Genomic DNA, 17187 nt, shown 5'->3' with positions numbered 1-17187 from the left:
CAGCGCGCTCCCGCCCGCATCGGGCGAACACCCCATCTGCGGGGCCCGGACACCCCACGCGGGTCAGAGCAGGCCGTGCTCGGCGGCGAGGCGCACGGCCTGCGCGCGGGTGTGCACCTCGAGCTTGGCGAAGATGTTCGACACGTGCCGCCCGGCGGTCTTCTCGCTGATGCACAGACTGGTCCCGATGTCGCGGTTGGAGCGGCCGTCGGCGATCAGCACGAGGACCTCCCGTTCCCGGTCGGAGAGCCCGCACGGCCGCTCGGGTGCCGCCCCCGCGTCGGTACGGTCGGTCTCGGTGTCCACGAGCCCGGCCAGCCAGCCGTCGACGCTGTCCGGCCCGAAGTCCAGCCACACCGGCTGGTGGGGCACCCCGTCGACCTCGAGCGGCGCGCCGGCCGGGGCGAAGCCGAGCGGCAGGAAGATCGGGCCGAGGCGGCCGAGGTCGACGACCACCGAGTACAGCCGCCGCAGCGCCGGGCGCCAGCTCATGTACGTGCGCTTGACGTCGAGCCAGCACGCCGACACCGGAACGGAGCGCAGCTCCCCGGTGTCGCGCCCCAGCCAGCGCCGCATGAGCAGCACTCGCTCACCGTCGGCGGGCGGGTGGGCGCGCAGGTGGTCGAGCCAGCGCGCCGCGACCGGGTCGGTGGCCAGCAGCCCGGGGTCGACGGCGCCGAGCTCGGCGATCTGCACGAACGCGGCGACCTCGCCGTCGGGGTCGCGCGCGACGGCGAAGGTGTCGGGGTGGGCCGTCCACCACCGGTCCAGGGCGTCGGCCAGGGGCGCGGGCTCGTGGGCCCGCGTGATCGCCGCGATCGCGGCGCCGTCCCCGGGCCGGGCCGGCTCCACCACGTGGAGCGGCCGGGCGCTGGGGAAGCAGGCGTCCCGCACGACCGGGTTCTCGATGAGGAACATCAGATCCGCGGTCCGCTGCCAGAGGTCGTCCCCGGGCGCGGGCCGCCGCTGCGCGAGGAACCGTGCGGCACGGCGCCGGTGGCGGCGCCGCAGTTCCGGGTCGCGGACGGCGAGCTCGTGGCCGACGGTGTCCCGCACGACGTCGTGCAGCACGAGCCCGTCCGGGGCGCTCTCCACGAACGGCAGCCCGCGCAGGTCGTCGTAGGCGCCGCGGGCGCCGTCGCCCAGCATCGCGGCCAGGAGCGGCTCGGTGATCCGCCGCGTGGTGGACGCCGCCTCGAGGGCGACGGCGGTGTCGGGGGCGAGGGAGTCGACGAACGTCGCGAGCAGGCCGTGGGGGACCGGTCCGCCCGCCGTCGCCGGCGAGACCGCGTCCACCCCGTCACCGGCGCCGTTGCGCGCGGCGGCGGCCGCGAGCTCGAGGGCGAGCGGGTGGCCGCGGGCGAACTCGTCGGCCCGGCACGCCGTCGCCTCGTCGAGCCCGCGCGAGCGCAGGAGGGCGTGGGCGTCCTCGGGGGCCAGCGGGCCCAGGCGCAGCTCGGCGACGTGGCCGGCCCACCCGGGCGCGGTGTGCCAGGCGGTCGCCGGACGGTCTCGCCCGACGAGCACCGTGGTCACCGAGCTGGGGAGCGCGGGCAGCAGCGTCACGCGCAGCCACGCGTCGAGCAGCCCGAGCACCTCGTAGGTGTCGACGGCCACGACGTGCCGTGGTGCGGCACCGAGCGCGTCGGCGACGGCCGGCAGCAGCCCGGCGGCGTCGTCGCCGGGGCCGGGGGACCCCGCGTCCAGCCCGAGCGCTCGCGCCAGCGCGGTGCAGAACCCGCGCGGCGTGGGCTCGACGTCGCAGCCCTCGAGGACCGTCACCCGCACGTCGTCGCCGACCTGGGCGATCGCGGCGTGCAGCAGCCGTGTCTTGCCGATCCCGCCCGGCCCGTGGACGTGGGCGACGAAGGCCGGCTCCGACCCGGCCAGGACGCCCACGAGGGACGCGAGCTCCACCTCCCGTCCGACGAAGCTGCGCGTCGCGTCCTCGGTGACGCGTTCCCCGATCGTGCCCGTCATCGGATCACCTCGACAGCCGTGCCGCCCCGGTGGCCGCGGGCGATTCGTCACGCAGTGTCGAGCATGCTGCGGTCCGTGCCCAGGCAGGGAACCCGTTCGGCCGAGCCGCTGGTGACCGACGGCGAGACCTAGTCGGCGGTCTCGAGCGCCTCCGTCAGCAGGGCGACGAGCGCCGCGTGCTGCGCGTCGGTGGACGACCCGAGCTCCTCGTCGGACCCGTCGAGCGCCACGGCCGCGAGACCGGCCTTGTCGTCGATGAGGGCCGCGATCTTGGTGTCGATCGTCTGCGCCGCGAGGATGCGCCAGGCCGTGACCGGCATCGTCTGCCCGATGCGGTGGCTGCGGTCGATCGCCTGCGTCTGCTCGGCCGCCGTCCACGGCAGCTCCGCCAGCACGACGTTCGACGCGACCTGCAGGTTGATGCCCACGCCGGCCGCGGTCAGCGAGCAGACCACGACGCCGACGCCCGGGTCCTCGACGAAGGCGTCGATGTTGCGCTGCCGCACGCCGGGCGTCTGGTCGCCGCGGATCGAGGAGTACCGCACGCCCTGCTTGGCGAACGTCTCCTCCGCGGCGTCCATGACGTCGACGTGCTTGGCGAAGAACACGACCTTGCCGGCGCTGCGGGCGAGCTGTGCCGCGTAGTCGGCCGCGAGCGTCGCCTTGGCCTGGCCGATGCGGCGCATCATCGTGAAGACGTTGTCGCCCGAGCTCGAGCCGGCCGCGTCCTTCTGCTCCCAGGTGGCGACGCGGGCCACGAGGTCGCGGTCGATGCCGTCGGTCGGCTCCGCGCCCCGCGCGGCGAGGGCGTCGCGGTAGCGGACGACCATCCGGCGGGCCAGGTCGCGCTCGGCGGCCCGGATCGAGCGGCCGGTCGGGCCGTCCAGCTCCACCGGCAGGTCGGCGATGCGACGCTCGGGGATGTCGGCGGCCACGTCGACCTTGCGGCGGCGGACGATGCCCATGTCGACGACGCACCGGCGTGCGGCCGTGGAGAAGCCCGGGTCGGCCGGGGTCAGCCCGGTCGCGGTGAGGGCGTCCATGAGCTCGGCGCGGGGCCGCTTCTCGTCGATCCAGCCGAGGAACTCCCAGATCGCCAGGAAGTCCTCGATGTCGTTGATCAGCGGCGTGCCGGTGAGGGCCATGAGCAGCGGCTGCGCGGTGAACGAGCGGATGCGCTCGGAGAGCGCCAGCACGTGCTGCGAGCGCTGCGAGGTCTTGTTCTTGATGAAGTGCGCCTCGTCGACCACCATCCCGCGGAACCCGAACTCGCGCAGCCACCCCAGGTGCCGGTCGAGCACCTCGTAGTTGACGACGACGATGTCGGCGAACCCGTCGACGGACTCGCCGTTGCCCTGGATGAGGGTCGCGGTGCGGCGCGGGGCCCACAGCCCGGCCTCGCGGACCCAGTTGGTCTTGACGACGTTGGGCACCACGACGAGCAGGGGGTACGCCTTGGCCGCCTCGGCGGCCAGCAGCGCCTGGGCGGTCTTGCCCAGGCCGGGCTCGTCGGCGAGCAGGAACGTGCGGTGGCCGTCGGCGGCGGCGGCGACCACCCGGGCCTGGTGGGGCATGAGCTCGCGCCCGCCGGGCGCCTTCAGCGACGTCGGCTCCGGCAGCTCCATCGACGCGGACCCGTCGCCGGCGCGCTCGAAGGAGCGCAGCAGCGGGTCGAGCAGCTCCCAGCTCGACAGCGGCGTCGGGCGGGCGGCGGCCGGGCGCGCGGCCGAGAAGTCGGGGGCGAGGAACGGGTTGGCCATCTGCCGGGAGCGCACCGACTGCGGCACCACGGCGGGCTTCGCCGGCGCGTCGGGGATCTCCTCGACCGGCGGCGGCTCCTCGACGTGCACCTCCAGGCCCGCGCGCCGCTGCAGGTCGCGCTCGAGGGCACGTGCGTCGTCGGAGACGACGGCGTCCTCGTCGAGCAGCGCGAGCAGCGCGGGGTGGCGCACCGCGGTCTTCGCCAGCGACGTGGCGATGTCGTCCAGGCGCCGCAGACGGTCGTCGCGGCGGTGCTCGCCGGCGCCCTCGTCCGCGCGCACCCGGGCGCGCTCGTCGCGCAGCATCAGCGCGACGGCCTGGAACTTCGTGCGCGTCGCGGACGTGATCCGGCCCTTCTCGAGGGCGGACCGGATCTCCGCGACGCTCTGGGTGAGCACCGACGTGACGTCCTCACGACGACGTCCGCGCCCCCGCGGGGGCTGCCCGGACTGCCCGGGGGCGCCGCCACGGCGACCCCGGTCCTGGGGTCGGCCTCGTCGAGCCATGTACCTCCTCCGGCAGGCCCGTCCGGCTCGGACGGGCACCGTGCTGCGGGTGGCCGCCGGCGTCGGCGCCACCAGGTGCGGACCGGGTGTGGCCCGCGGCGGGCCGACGGCGTCGCCCGTGGGAAGGCGAGGAGACCACCGCGGAGACCCGCACACCGAACAGCGCGGACGCTGCCCGATGTGTTCCATCCTACCGTGCCCCGACCGTTCGGCGACGCGACGCGCGGGGTCCGCCCTCGCCGGAACAGGCGTCGCGGGGTCGTGGTTGGCGCCGACATGCGCATCGGCATCATCGGGGCGGGCAAGATCGGCGGCACGTTGACGCGGCGGCTCACCGCCCTCGGGCACGAGGTCCGGGTGGCCAACTCCCGGGATCCACGGACGCTGGCGGACCTGGCCGCGGAGACCGGGGCGACGGCCGTGTGGGCGAGCGAGGCGGCGGCCGACGCGGACGTCGTGATCGTCAGCATCCCGCAGAAGGCGACGCCCGACCTCGCGCCGGGCATCGTCGCGACGGCGCGGCCCGGCGCCCCCGTCATCGAGACGAACAACTACTACCCCCAGCAGCGCGACGGGCGGATCGACGCGCTCGAGGCCGGCACCCCGGAGAGCGTGTGGGTCTCCGAGCACCTCGGCGTGCCGGTGTTCAAGGCGTTCAACGGCATCAACTGGACCCACCTGCTCGAGCGCGGGAAGCCCGCCGGGACGCCCGACCGGATCGCCCTGCCGGTCGCCGGCCCCGACGGACCGGCCAAGGACACCGTCCTCGCCCTGGTCGACGAGCTGGGCTTCGACCCGGTGGACGCCGGCCCGCTCGAGGAGTCCTGGCGCCAGCAGCCGGGCTCGCCGGTCTACGGCAAGGACTACGCCGCCGACGGCGTGCGGACGGCCCTGGCCGAGGCGTCGCGGGAGCGCCCGGAGGCGTTCAGCGCGGCCTGACGCTCAGCTCGGCACGGCGGCCGTGGGCTCCGCCGGGACGGGGTCCAGGCCGTCCTGCAGGCGCCGCAGCAAGGCCTCGAACGACCCGGCGTCGGGGCCGAGCAGTTCCCGGAACTGCCCGCGGACCTCGGCGGTCGCCTCGTCCCACTCCGCGAGCGCCTGGCGGCCGCGGGGGGAGATCACCACGAGGACCCGCCGCCGGTCGGTGTGGTCGCGGCGGCGCAGCACGAGGTTCGCCGACACCATGCGGTCGACGAGCTTGCTGAGCTTGGGCGCCAGGAGCATCACGTGCTCGGCCACCGTCGTCATCGGGCAGCCGCCCCGGTCGGCGAGGAGGCGCAGGATCCGCCACTGGTCCAGGCTCGACCCGCAGCCGCGCAGCGCCTCCTCCAGCCGCGCGGTCAGGGTCCGCTCGACGAGCGACAGGAGCCGCAGCGCCTCGTCGCCGTCTCGCGGTGACTGCTCCGCGTCGGCCGGCACGCCGACGATGGTAGCCAGGACCGCGCGCGGCAGGACGGTGTCGTGGCGCGCGGCTCCCGCGACCGCGGACGACTCGTACGATCGGAGCAGCACCGCGGCGGGGCGTGGTCGCTAGCGTCGACCCATGGCCGAGCCGCTGCCCCGCGCGGGACGGGCACACGGGCGCGACGTCCTCGACATGGCCCTCGTGATCCCGCTCCAGGGGCCCGCCGGGATCTTCGGACCCTCCTGCGAGAGCTGCGCCGCGCTCGCCGCCCAGGAGATCAACGCCCAGGGGGGCGTCCTCGGCCGGGAGCTCAACCTCGTGCCGGTCGACGGCGGCCGCAGCCCGGCGGAGGTCGCGATCGAGGTGGACGCCCTGGTCAGCGCCGGCGCGGTCCAGGCCGTGACGGGCTGGCACATCTCGGCGGTCCGCGAGGCCGTCGCCCCCCGCATCGACGGCCGCGTCCCGTACGCGTACACGGCGCTCTACGAGGGGGGCGAGCACCGCCCGGGGCTGTTCCTCACCGGCGAGACGCCGGACCTCCAGCTCGGACCGACCCTGGACTGGTTCGCGCACACGGCCGGGGTCCGGCGCTGGACGATCGTCGGCGACGACTACGTCTGGCCGCGACGCTCGGCCGCGTCGGCCGCGCGCTACCTGCGCCGCAACGGCGGGACGATCTGCGACGAGGTGTTCGTCCCGCTCGGGACGGCCGACTTCTCCGCCGCGGTGCACCGCGTCGAGGCCAGCGGCTGCGACGCCGTGCTCATGCTGCTCATCGGCGACGACGCCGTCGCGTTCAACCGCGCCTTCGCGGCGTCCGGTCTCGACCGGGACGTGCTGCGCTTCAGCTCCCTCATCGAGGAGAACGTGCTGCTCGCCTCGGGCGCCGAGTGCACCCGAGGCCTGATGACGTCGGCCGGTTACTTCGAGGACCTCGCGACCAGCTCCGGGCTGGAGTTCGCCGCCACCTACTTCCGCGAGTTCGGCGACGACGCGCCGGTGCTCAACAGCCTGGGGGAGTCCTGCTACGAGGGCGTCCGGCTGCTGACCGAGCTCATGCGGCGGGCCGGGTCGACCGAGGTGCCGGCGATGATGTCGGTGGCCGACGGCCTGGCCTACGAGAGCCCGCGGGGCACCGTCGAGCTCCGCGACCGGCACCTGCGGCAACGGGTGTTCCTGGCCGTCGCCGACGGCCTGAGCTGGGACGTCGTCCAGCAATTGTGACCGTGCGCGGTCCCGCGCCGACCGCGCGTGACCCCCGTTGACGGGCAGCGAGCCGCTCGCTAGTTTCCAAGGAAATCATTTCCAAGCCGCAATACCTCGCGGTGAGGGGAGTCGCCCGATGCCCGTGTACGCCTACCGGTGCGGCGAGGACGGAGCCGTCGACGTCGTGCGTCCCCTCGGGGCCGCGCCGCCGGTGCTCGCCTGCCCGACGTGCGGCGGCGACGCCCGCAAGATGATCACGGCGCCGCGGCTCGCCCTCGGCGACCGCGCGCGCGTCGCGGCCATCGACCGCGCCGAGGCGTCGCGCACCGAGCCCGCGGTGGTCACCGCGCCCCCGCCCCGGCCGGCCCGGCCGGCGCCCCGTCCCGACCCGCGGACCGCCCGGCTGCCACGTCCCTGAGCACGGCCGCACCTCTCGCCCGACCGGCACCCGCCGGCCCGGTCATCCCGTCCTGCCCGCACCCTCGATGGGGGAGTCCCATGTCGCTGACCCGATCGGCGCCGCCCCGTGGCTAGCGTCGGCCTGCTCTTCGTGGGCGCCGTGCTGTTCATCAACGGCGTCATGTTGCTGGGGTGGATCGACGCCCGGTCGGCCGCACCGATGAACTTCTTCGTCGGCGGCCTGCAGATCATCACGCCGCTCTACCTGATCTTCACCGCGAACGGCGATGCGAACACGATCCTCGCGGCCTCCGGGCTGTTCCTCTTCTCGTTCACCTACCTCTACGTCGCGGTGAACCTGACGTGGGACCTCGACGGCACCGGGCTCGGCTACTTCTGCCTGTTCGTGGCCATCACCGCGCTGGTGTTCTCGGCGCTGAACTTCACGCGGTTCGCCGACCCCGCCTTCGGGGTGATCTGGCTGTACTGGGCGTTCCTCTGGACCCTGTTCTTCGTCCTCCTGGGCCGCCGGCGCGAGGGGATCGGCCGCTACACCGGCGCGGTGTGTGCGATCCAGGGGTGGGTGACCGCGTGGATTCCCGCCTTCCTGCTGCTCACGGGCGTCTACGCTCGCATCGGCGTCCCGCTCGCGATCGGCCTCGCGATCTTCGGCGTCGTCGTCTTCCTCGCCCTCGTCCCGTGGGCCCGGCGGCAGCCCACGACCGCCGCGCCCGCGCCCGCCGGCGAGCACGCCGCCGCCTGAGAAGTCCGACCCGCACACCCCAGGGAGAGAACCGATGCCGCGCAAGGTGTTCCCGCTCGACAGCAGCAAGAAGTTCACCGACCAGCAGATCGTCGGGCACAACCGCTGGCACCCCGACGTGCCCGCCCAGGTGCACGTCAAGCCGGGCGACGTGTTCCGCGTCGACTGCCGCGAGTGGTTCGACGGCGCCATCGTCAACGACGACTCGGCCGACGACATCCTCAACGCCCCGCTGAACTCCGTGCACGTGCTCTCCGGCCCGATCGCGGTGGAGGGGGCGCAGCCCGGCGACCTGTTGATGGTCGACATCCTCGACGTCGGACCCATCCCGCAGGAGGACTCCGGGCCGCTGGCCGGGCAGGGCTGGGGCTACACCGGCGTGTTCGCCAAGCGGAACGGCGGCGGCTTCCTCACCGACCACTTCCCGGACGCCTACAAGGTCATCTGGGACTTCCGCGGCGGCAAGGCGACCTCGCGCCACGTCCCGCACGTCGAGTTCACCGGCATCGTCCACCCGGGACTCATGGGCACCGCGCCGTCGCACGACCTGCTGGGGAAGTGGAACGCCCGCGAGCAGGCGCTGATCGACACGAACCCCCAGGCGGTGCCGCCGCTGGCCCTGCCGCCCCAGCCGGACTCGGCGATCCTCGGGTCGCTCTCCGGCGACGATTTCGAGCGTGCCCGCAACGAGGCCGCCCGCACCGCGCCGCCGCGCGAGAACGGCGGCAACCAGGACATCAAGAACTTCACCAAGGGCAGCCGCGTCTTCTACCCCGTGTTCGTCGACGGCGCGAACCTCTCGATGGGCGACCTGCACTTCTCCCAGGGCGACGGCGAGATCACCTTCTGCGGCGCCATCGAGATGGGCGGCTTCATCGACCTGCACGTCGACCTCATCAAGGGCGGCATGCAGACCTACGGCGTCTCCGAGAACGCGATCTTCATCCCGGGCAACACCGACCCGCAGTACAGCGAGTGGATCGCCTTCTCCGGGACGTCGGTGACCCTCGACGGCGAGCAGCGCTACCTCGACTCGCACCTGTCGTACCAGCGGGCGTGCCTGCACGCGATCGACTACCTGACGACCTTCGGCTACTCCGCCATCCAGGCCTACATGATCCTGGGCGCGGCGCCCATCGAGGGCCGGCTGTCCGGGGTGGTCGACATCCCGAACTCCTGCTCGACGGTCTACCTCCCGACCGGGATCTTCGACTTCGACGTCAAGCCCGGCAAGGACGGTCCGGCACGGATCGACCCCGGCATGGGGGTGCCGAAGGCCAGCGCCTGAGGCAGGCTCGGAGACCATGGCCGAGGAGCAGCCGCCGGCCGGGGCGATCGCCTCGGCCGGCAGTGTCGGGAGCGAGGACAGTGTCGCCGTCGCCGGGAGCACGGGGACGTCGAGCAGCATCGCGGTGGCGGGCAGCACGCGCACGGCGGGCAGCGTCGGCGTGGTCCGCAGCGCGGCCACCGTCGGCAGCGTCGCCGTCGCGGGCAGCGTCGCGACGGCCGGGAGCGCCGCGGTCGCCGGGAGCGCCGCCACCGCGGGCAGCGTCGCGGTGGCGGGCAGTGCCGGCACGGCGGGCAGCGCGGGGATCGTCGGCAGCGTCCTGACGCTGCTCGGCGTCGGCCTGCGGCGCTGCGCGGCGACCCTGGCGTGCGTCGACTGCGTCCGCTGCGTCGCGTGCGTCGGGTGCGTGGACTGCGTCGACTGCGTCGGCTGCGTGGGGTGCGTCGGCCTGCGCGGCGCCGTGGGGCTGCGGGGCGTCCGCGCCTGACCTCCGGGGACCGGGCCTGGTCGTCGCGGCATCGTTCTCGTGGCAGTCATCGCACGGAACGCCGCGGAGGCGCACCCTGGAGGGGCGCCGCGCCGTGCCGCGGCGGGGAGGACCGCGTCATGAAGGCTCAGCACACCGTCCGGAGCGGGCCGTGACGTCCGCGGCGAGCTCGTTCACGAGCGGTGAGCGCGGCGCCATGCTCGTGATCGCGACGGGCATCCTGGCCCTGTCCACACCCACGGCCGTGCAGGTGCTGTGGCTGATCGCCGTGGCGCTCTCCGTGGCCTTCTCGCGCGTGAGCCGCCCCGGCCCGGCCGACCCGGCGCCGGGCACGGCCTGATCGGGTCGACCGGTCAGGGCCGCCCGAGCTGATCGATCAGCAGCACCACGAACACCGCGGACACCGGGTCGAGGTCGTCGGGCAGCTCGGCGCGGCGGGCCTCGCGCACCCACCACGCGGTGCCCGTGTCGTCGAGCAGCGTGACGCCCGTCGGCTGCACGCCGCGCCCGTGCCGGAAGCGCAGCACCGGCCCGTGCCCGGGGTGGACCTCCCAGTCGACGGGCGCGCCGGTCCGGCGCCGCGCGGGCCCGGGGTACGCCTCGGCGCGGGCCAGGGTGTAGCCGCGGTCGTCGACGACGGTGTACCAGTCGGCGTCGCGGCCGGGGCCGCCCTGCACGAGCAGGTCGCGGCCGCCGAGGCGCAGCGTCACGTGGGGGAGGTCGTCGGGGTCGCGGGCGGGCAGCGCGACGATCTGGCCCTGACCGACGTCCTCGACCTCGACGCGGCCGCGGTCGTGGCGGCGCGACGCCCACATCACCTCGACGCGTCGCCCCGGGCCGTAGGACGTCATCCCGTCGCCCGGCCCCGCGCGCAGGGCGGCGTGCAGCGCGTGCCCCGCCGTCGCCACCACGGCGAGGAGGGCGGCGGCCAGCACCAGCAGCGCCGGGAGCAGCAGCGAGGTGTCGGCCGACCCGCGCAGCAGCGCGAGGAGCACGACGGCCAGCACGCCGGACAGCAGGGCCCAGGCGAGCCCCGTCCGTGCGCGCACGAGGAACGGCACCGGCGCCCAGAGGGGACGTGACGGCGCGTCGGGTGTCGCGACCACGGTGTCCATGATGCGCCCCGGGATGACGCTCCGTCATCTCGGGGGACTCGTCCGAGTGAGGGAGACGACGTTCGCCGGCCAGGAGCAGCGCTCGGCCGCTACCCCGCCTCGGAGCGTGACGACGCCAGGTATGCCCGGACGACGTCGTCGTAGGAGTCGTCGGCGACGAGCCCGAGCGCGTGGGCCCGCGGCGTCACGAACCGGGGCGGCCAGCTGCCGACGATCGCCACCACGGCCGGGTCCTCGACCCAGTCCACGAGGTCGCTCGTGCCCGCGCCGGCGACGCGGTCCAGCGCCGCGGTCATCTCGCGGGGAGTGGTGGACAGCGCCGGGAGGTTCATCGCCGTGCGGCTGCCCCAGGTGGCGTCGTCGACCTCGGCGGCCCGCAGGATCCCGTCGAGGGTGCGGTGCGGGGACGACAGGGCGACGGGCATGTCCGGGGGCACCGGGCACACCGCGCGCTCGCCCGCGAGCGGCTCGCGGACGATCCCGGACAGGAAGCTCGAGGCCGCGGCGTTGGGCCGTCCGGGCCGCACGGACACCGTCATCAGCCGGACCGACCGTCCGCGGACGAAGCCCTTGCGGGTGTAGTCGGCGACGAGCTGCTCGCCCACGAACTTCTGCACGCCGTAGCTCGACTGCGGGCGGGGGAGGGTGTCGTCGTCGACGGTGCCCACCGGCCCGATCGCGGGGTCGCTGCCGAACACCGCGAGCGAGCTGGTGAACACCAGCACCGGCGGCGTCGCGTGGCCGCGGGCGTACTCGAGGACGGCGCGGGTGCCGTCGAGGTTGGTGCGCATGCCGGCGTCGAAGTCGGCCTCGGCGGCCCCGCTGACGACGCCCGCGAGGTGGAAGACGGCGTCGGCGGCGTCGCCGAGGTCGGACGCCAGCGAGCCCTCGACGTGCTCGACCCGGGGGTCGGCGGTGACGTCGTCGGGCGGGGCGGCGAGGTCGACGACGGTCAGGCGCGTGACCTCCGCCGGCGTCGCCCCGCCGAGCCCGACCGGCCCGGCGAGCAGGCGCCGGCACAGCAGCGTCCCGAGGAAACCGGCCCCGCCGGTGACGGTCACGCGCACGCGGCCTCCTCGAGCCGGTCGACGACGTCGGCCAGGGCGCCGTCGTCACCCACGTTGCCGGCGAACACCACGAGCGGCGGCCCGCTCGTCGGCGTCCACAGGGACACGATGCCGGGCAGCAGCGAGCCGCGCACCCACGCCCGGTCGGCGCGCAGCGCGTCGGTCGCGACGTCCGAGGACGTGATGCCGCCCTTGGCCAGCACGTACGCCGGGGGCCGGTCGGTGACCACGCGGGCGGTGACCGTGGTCAGCGCGGCGCTGACCCGCCGCGCGATGTCGAGGCTCTCCGCCTCGTCGCGGCCGGTCACGAGCGTGCGGGACGTGCTGAGCACGGTGGTGCGGCCCTCGAGCGACGTCGCCACCGCGGCCGCCGTGGCGTCGAGGTCGGCCGTGCCGTCCAGCACGGCCGGGACGTCCACCTCGACCGTGTCGAGCTCGCGGCGGCCGGCGAGGTGCTCGAGCTGGCGGGTGGTCCGTCCGACGTGCGAGCCGACCACCACCAGGCCGTGCCCGCGCCCGACCGCGTCCGCCAGCTCCGCGTCGGCCAGCGGCGGGTGCTCGGGCTGGCCGACGCGGGCGCGGACGAAGGTCGGGCCGACCCGGTACACGAAGCGCGCCCCGTGGCGTTCCGCGGCGAGGAGCGCGAGGACCGCGGCGCGCAGGTCGTCCTCGACGACGGCGTCGAGGACGACGACGTCCGCGTCCGGGATCTCCACGGGGCCGGCGCGCAGGTCCTCGAGCCGGACCTCGGCCACCGCGGCGGCGGGCGTCGCGCCGCCGCTCTTCTCCGCCACCCAGTCCGCGAGCCGCGAGGACCGGTAGCCGAAGGTCGCGTCGCGCGCGAACTCGCTCTCGGCGACGGGGGTCAGGCGGTCGCCGTCGCGCAGGTGGTGCACGCCGTCGACCGTGACCCGCCCGGCGTCGGGGAAGGCGGGGGCGAGGACCACGGTGTGCGGCGTCCCGACCTCGGCGGCGATGACGTCGGTCTCCAGGGGGAAGTGCCCCCGCAGCGTGGAGTCGCTGCGGCTCGCGAACACGAGCGCGACGCCCTCACGGTGGGCGACGTCGAGGCAGGTCCGCACCACCTCGCGGTCCCGCGCAGCGGCGGCGTCGGGGTCGAGGCTGCGGGTGTTGGTGAGCACGAAGAACGCGGGGGTGCCCTGCGCGAGGGCCCAGGCGACGTCGTCGGGCGACCAGCGCGTGAGGACCGGCAGGTCGCGGACCGGCTGGGTGCCCGTGGGGTCATCGTCGAGCACCACGACCGTCGGCGTGCCGGCCAGCGCGTCGCGCACCTGCTCGGCCGGCACCGTCCGCACCGGCGGCAGGTGCTCGAGGCTCGGTGGCACGCGCCGATCGTGCCACCTCCGGGCCCAACCCCGGCCCCCACTCGCGCGTCGTAGGTGACGTGGGTCTGGGCTGGGCGAGGGCGTTCATCGCCGTGATGCTGGTGCTGGCGGTGGGACTGCTGGCGGGTGCGGTGGTCGGGGTGGTGGCGTCCGCGTCGGGAGCGACGACGGCGCCGGGGGCCGGGCCCTCGGAGTCGTCGGAGGCGCCCCCGGCGCCCGCGGCCGTCGTCACCGCGACCCCGGCGACGGGCGCCACGGACGTCGCACCCGACCAGGTGCCCTCCGTGGCGGTCGACCACGGCCGCCTCGCGACCGTCGCGCTCGTGGGCGACGACGGCGCGGCGGTGCCCGGCGCGGTGTCCCCCGACGGGCACCGCTGGACGGCGTCGGGACCGCTGTCGTACGGCCGGACCTACACGTGGTCGGGCAGCGCCGCGGGGGACGGCGGGGCCGCGGTGCCGGTGGCCGGCACGTTCACCACCGTCGACCCGGACCGCCTGGTCGGTGCGCACCTCAACATCGGTGACGGCGACACCGTGGGGGTCGGGGCGCCGATCATCGTGCAGTTCGACCACCACGTGACCGACAAGGCCGCGGCCGAGCGGGCGATGCACGTGCAGACCTCCGTGCCGACCACCGGCTCGTGGGCCTGGCTGGACGACGACAACGGCGGCTCCCGTGCCCACTGGCGCCCGAAGGACTACTGGCAGCCCGGCACGCAGGTGCACGTGACCGTCCACCAGTTCGGGGTGGACGACGGCGACGGGGTGTGGGGCCGCGCCGACGTGACCAGCGCCTTCAGCATCGGCCGCTCGCAGATCGTGAAGGCCGACGTCAACAGCCACCAGATGGTCGTGGTGCGCGACGGCCAGGTCGTCATGACCGTCCCGGCGAGCTACGGGCTGGGCTCCGACCCGAACCGGAACACCACCAACGGCGTGCACGTGGTCATGGCCAAGTCCGAGACCGTGCTCATGTCCAACCCGGCCTACGGCTACGAGAACGTGCCCGAGCACTGGGCCGTGCGCATCGAGAACAACGGCGAGTTCATCCACGCCAACCCGGACACCACGGGCGAGCAGGGCTCGGTGAACGTCACCCACGGCTGCGTGAACCTCTCCACCGACGACGCGCACGCCTACTTCGACACGGCGATGTTCGGCGACCCCGTCGAGGTCACCAACAGCCCGGTCCCGCTGACGCTGTCCACCGGCGACATCGCCGACTGGACCGTGCCGTGGGACCAGTGGACGGGGATGTCCGCGCTCCGGTCCTGAGCACCATCCGTGACTTTCACTGGCCAGATACGGCCGTTCGGGGCGGTGTTGACGCGCCCGCACCGAGGTGCTGCATACTCTCGGTGACATCGTTGGCGATCCGGGAGGGCCACGCATGAGCACCGAGGCTCCCGACCACTCGCGCCCGGCCGGCCCGGGCGAGCCGGTCGAGATGTTCGGGCCCTACCGGCTCGAGCAGCGCATCGGCCGCGGGGGGATGGGCGAGGTGTTCCGCGCCGTCGACACCGCCCGCGAGCGCACCGTCGCGGTCAAGCGCCTGCACGCCGGCCTCGCCGGCGACGACGAGTACCGCGAGCGCTTCCGCCGCGAGTCGCGCACGGCCGCCCGGCTGTCCTCGCCGCACGTCATCCCCATCCACGACTTCGGCGCCATCGACGGCCGCCTCTTCATCGACATGCGCCTGGTCGCCGGCGACGACCTCGCCGACGTCATCGAGGCGAGCCGCGGCCTGGAGCCGCAGCGGGCGGTGGAGATCGTCCGGCAGGTCGCCGACGCGCTCGACGCCGCCCACGACGACGGGCTGGTGCACCGCGACGTCAAGCCGTCGAACGTGCTGATCACCCAGCACCGCGGCCGCGACTTCGTCTACCTGGTCGACTTCGGCATCGTCCGCGCCGGCGGCGGGGCGCAGAGCAACCTGACCGGTACGGGCATGGCCATCGGCACGCTCGCCTACATGGCGCCGGAGCTGTTCGTCGGGCGCGACATGGACCGCCGCGTCGACGTCTACGCGCTGGGCGCCCTGCTGTTCGAGGCGATCGCCGGCCGCCCGCCGTTCCTCTCCGAGGGCCCGGCGCTGATGTACGACCACCTCAACGCCCCCGTGCCGCGGCTCTCCGGCGTCGCGCCGGCCTCGCCGCCCGCGCTCGACGAGGTCGTCGCGCGGGCCATGGCCAAGGACCCCGCCCAGCGCTACCCGACGGCCGGCGCGCTCGCCGACGCGGCGGTGGCGGCCGTCGGGGCCGGCGCGCCCTCGGGTCCCGTCGCGGCGCCCGACGCCGCGGGGCCCACCGCCGTGCGGCCCGTCCCGCCGCCGACCTGGACCCCCGACCCGCGGCCGGGTGCCACGCCCGTCGCGCCCTGGACGCCCGGGCCGCCCGGGCCGTCGTCCTCGGGCCCGGTCCCGCCGCCGCCGGGGCCGCCGAGCGGCTGGTACCCGCCCGTGGCTCCGCCGCCCGCCCCGCGACGGGGCCGGGGGAAGGTCCTGGCGATCGTGGGCGGCCTCCTGGCCGTGCTCGTGCTCGCCGCGGTGGCGGTCGTCGTGGTCGTCGGACGGAACGACGCGCCCCCGGTCGTCGCCGGGCCCTCCGGCCCGTCGACCACCGCTCAGGCGCTCACCGTCGCCCAGGTGTTCCCGAGCGCGACGGGGCAGAACTGCCGGGCGTCGACGGCCCAGGACCAGCTCGGGACGACCACGGGCGTGGACCCGGCCGAGGCCGTCATCTGCAGCTACCCCGGCGTCGCCCCCGACGCCCGCGTCGTCTACTCCCGCTGGCCCGACGCGGCCGCCGCGCGGCAGTGGTACCAGGACACGGTCGCGCTGGGACCGGCGATGGACCAGTACCGCTCCTGGCAGTCCGGCGGGGCCGACCAGGGCCCGCTGTGGACGGTGGAGCGCGACGGCACGGTCTACTCGACGGGCATCTACGAGGGCATGGTCTACAGCTGGGAGATCCGCACCGCGACGCTCGACCAGTGCAACGCCGTCTGGAACCAGCTGCAGTTCCGGCCGCGTACCGAGATCGGCGGCTGAGAGGGGATCAGCGCCGTCGCCAGCCTCGCCGGCGCGGGCGGCACGCGGTCTCGGCGGCCGCCTGGCCGGCCGACCAGCGGCGCCGCCACTCCGGCATCCCGGCCGCGAGCGCGGTCGCGACCTCGGCGTCGCTGCCCCGGCGCAGGGCGTCGGCCCGGGCACGGTCGGCGCCCAGCTGCGCGGCCAGCACGCGCGGCGGCACCTCCGAGCGGTGCACCGGCACGCCGTAGCGCCGGGCCAGGGCGGCGCGCTGCTCCTCGGCGATCGCGGGGCCGGTGACGACGAAGCGCGGGTAGCCGTGGGAGGCGCGCCAGCCGCGTGTGCCCTCGACGACCTGTCCCCACAGCGCGACGACGCCGAGCACCTCGTGGTCCGACGGGCCCCAGTCGAGCCGGCCGGGATCGGCGACGGCGTAGAGGCCGCAGCCGCAGCGGTCGCCCGGCGGCGCGTGGGTCGGCGACGCGCAGAACGCGACCATCGCCTGCCGCGACGGCCAGGGCAGCCCGGCCAGCGGGGCGATGAGGTCCGTACGGCGCTGGGCACGCCGGCCCAGCCGCCACGTCCGCCAGCCCAGCACCGGGTGCGGGACGTCCGGCGCCGGCCCGACGTCGAGGACGTCCTCGCCCGCGCCGCGCGGCTCGCGGGGCGGGCTCGTCACCGAGCGGGCTCGGCGGGGACGTGCGTCGGGGCGTCGTGGGCCGGCTCGTCGCGGACGAGCTCGATCACCGGCTCGGCCGACGGCTCGCCGGGCACGGGGGAGGAGACGGGTTCGGCGGTGAAGCGCTGACGGACGGGTCCGATGTCCACGGGGAG

The 17187-nt window shown here is 75.3% G+C and carries 17 protein-coding genes; 9 read left to right on the top strand and 8 right to left on the bottom strand.

Translation table 11 applies throughout. The features are described 5' to 3' along the window. Positions 1–63: 63 nt before the first annotated feature. Together ABD994_RS12010 and ABD994_RS12005 are read right to left on the bottom strand one after the other, a co-directional pair. Positions 64–1980, bottom strand: a complete 1917-nt coding sequence (locus ABD994_RS12010; protein ID WP_345414486.1) for a LuxR C-terminal-related transcriptional regulator — start codon at positions 1978–1980, stop codon at positions 64–66. Positions 1981–2108: 128 nt separating this feature from the next. Further along, entirely contained in the window at positions 2109–4139 is a 2031-nt protein-coding gene (locus tag ABD994_RS12005) for a DEAD/DEAH box helicase (RefSeq protein ID WP_345414484.1), read from the bottom strand. A gap of 384 nt (positions 4140–4523) precedes the next feature. On the opposite strand from ABD994_RS12005, the gene ABD994_RS12000 reads away from it, so the two are divergent. Beyond that, positions 4524–5186, top strand: coding sequence for an NADPH-dependent F420 reductase (locus ABD994_RS12000; protein ID WP_345414482.1), 663 nt, complete (start codon positions 4524–4526; stop codon positions 5184–5186). 3 nt (positions 5187–5189) lie between these two features. Here the strand turns inward: ABD994_RS12000 and ABD994_RS11995 are convergent, their stop codons facing one another. Beyond that, positions 5190–5666 carry a MarR family winged helix-turn-helix transcriptional regulator gene (locus ABD994_RS11995; RefSeq protein ID WP_345414480.1) on the bottom strand — a complete coding sequence of 159 codons (477 nt, stop codon included), beginning with the start codon at positions 5664–5666 and terminating at the stop codon, positions 5190–5192. A gap of 124 nt (positions 5667–5790) precedes the next feature. Between ABD994_RS11995 and ABD994_RS11990 the strand changes: the two genes are divergently transcribed. From ABD994_RS11990 to ABD994_RS11965, 6 genes are all read left to right on the top strand, one after another. Then, positions 5791–6876, top strand: coding sequence for a substrate-binding domain-containing protein (locus tag ABD994_RS11990; protein WP_345414478.1), 1086 nt, complete (start codon positions 5791–5793; stop codon positions 6874–6876). Positions 6877–6994: 118 nt separating this feature from the next. Then, positions 6995–7276 carry an FmdB family zinc ribbon protein gene (locus ABD994_RS11985; RefSeq protein ID WP_345414476.1) on the top strand — a complete coding sequence of 94 codons (282 nt, stop codon included), beginning with the start codon at positions 6995–6997 and terminating at the stop codon, positions 7274–7276. Between the two features lie 108 nt (positions 7277–7384). Next, entirely contained in the window at positions 7385–8020 is a 636-nt protein-coding gene (locus ABD994_RS11980) for an AmiS/UreI family transporter (protein ID WP_345414474.1), read from the top strand. A gap of 34 nt (positions 8021–8054) precedes the next feature. Continuing rightward, the gene (gene fmdA, locus ABD994_RS11975; protein ID WP_345414472.1) at positions 8055–9308 is read left to right on the top strand and encodes a formamidase; all 1254 of its coding nucleotides are present in this window, start codon (positions 8055–8057) and stop codon (positions 9306–9308) included. A gap of 16 nt (positions 9309–9324) precedes the next feature. After that, on the top strand, positions 9325–9795 hold the full coding sequence (locus ABD994_RS11970) for a hypothetical protein (protein ID WP_345414470.1): 471 nt from the start codon (positions 9325–9327) through the stop codon (positions 9793–9795). A gap of 151 nt (positions 9796–9946) precedes the next feature. Continuing rightward, positions 9947–10135 carry a hypothetical protein gene (locus tag ABD994_RS11965; protein ID WP_345414468.1) on the top strand — a complete coding sequence of 63 codons (189 nt, stop codon included), beginning with the start codon at positions 9947–9949 and terminating at the stop codon, positions 10133–10135. Between the two features lie 13 nt (positions 10136–10148). On the opposite strand, the gene ABD994_RS11960 is transcribed toward ABD994_RS11965, so the two are convergent. The 3 genes from ABD994_RS11960 to ABD994_RS11950 all read right to left on the bottom strand — a co-directional run bounded on the left by ABD994_RS11960 (position 10149) and on the right by ABD994_RS11950 (position 13323). After that, positions 10149–10901 (bottom strand): hypothetical protein, encoded by a 753-nt coding sequence (locus ABD994_RS11960; RefSeq protein WP_345414466.1) that lies wholly within the window; start codon positions 10899–10901, stop codon positions 10149–10151. Between the two features lie 98 nt (positions 10902–10999). Beyond that, positions 11000–11977, bottom strand: coding sequence for a D-erythronate dehydrogenase (gene denD, locus ABD994_RS11955; RefSeq protein ID WP_345414464.1), 978 nt, complete (start codon positions 11975–11977; stop codon positions 11000–11002). After that, positions 11968–13323, bottom strand: a complete 1356-nt coding sequence (locus ABD994_RS11950; protein WP_345414462.1) for a four-carbon acid sugar kinase family protein — start codon at positions 13321–13323, stop codon at positions 11968–11970. The genes denD and ABD994_RS11950 overlap by 10 nt, the downstream gene beginning before the upstream one ends. A gap of 59 nt (positions 13324–13382) precedes the next feature. Between ABD994_RS11950 and ABD994_RS11945 the strand changes: the two genes are divergently transcribed. Both ABD994_RS11945 and ABD994_RS11940 read left to right on the top strand, forming a co-directional pair. After that, positions 13383–14600 carry a L,D-transpeptidase gene (locus ABD994_RS11945; protein ID WP_345414459.1) on the top strand — a complete coding sequence of 406 codons (1218 nt, stop codon included), beginning with the start codon at positions 13383–13385 and terminating at the stop codon, positions 14598–14600. Positions 14601–14715: 115 nt separating this feature from the next. Continuing rightward, entirely contained in the window at positions 14716–16374 is a 1659-nt protein-coding gene (locus ABD994_RS11940; RefSeq protein ID WP_345414457.1) for a serine/threonine-protein kinase, read from the top strand. A 7-nt stretch (positions 16375–16381) separates the two neighbouring features. On the opposite strand, the gene ABD994_RS11935 is transcribed toward ABD994_RS11940, so the two are convergent. Together ABD994_RS11935 and ABD994_RS11930 are read right to left on the bottom strand one after the other, a co-directional pair. Then, positions 16382–17032 carry a hypothetical protein gene (locus tag ABD994_RS11935; RefSeq protein ID WP_345414455.1) on the bottom strand — a complete coding sequence of 217 codons (651 nt, stop codon included), beginning with the start codon at positions 17030–17032 and terminating at the stop codon, positions 16382–16384. Continuing rightward, positions 17029–17181, bottom strand: coding sequence for a hypothetical protein (locus ABD994_RS11930; protein ID WP_345414453.1), 153 nt, complete (start codon positions 17179–17181; stop codon positions 17029–17031). Before ABD994_RS11930 ends, ABD994_RS11935 begins: the two co-directional genes overlap by 4 nt. Between the last annotated feature and the right edge of the window lie 6 nt (positions 17182–17187).

The organism is Actinomycetospora chlora (assembly GCF_039542135.1).
In the GTDB taxonomy this organism is placed as follows: Bacteria; Actinomycetota; Actinomycetes; order Mycobacteriales; family Pseudonocardiaceae; genus Actinomycetospora; species Actinomycetospora chlora.
This window is presented reverse-complemented; position numbering and strand designations above follow the sequence as displayed.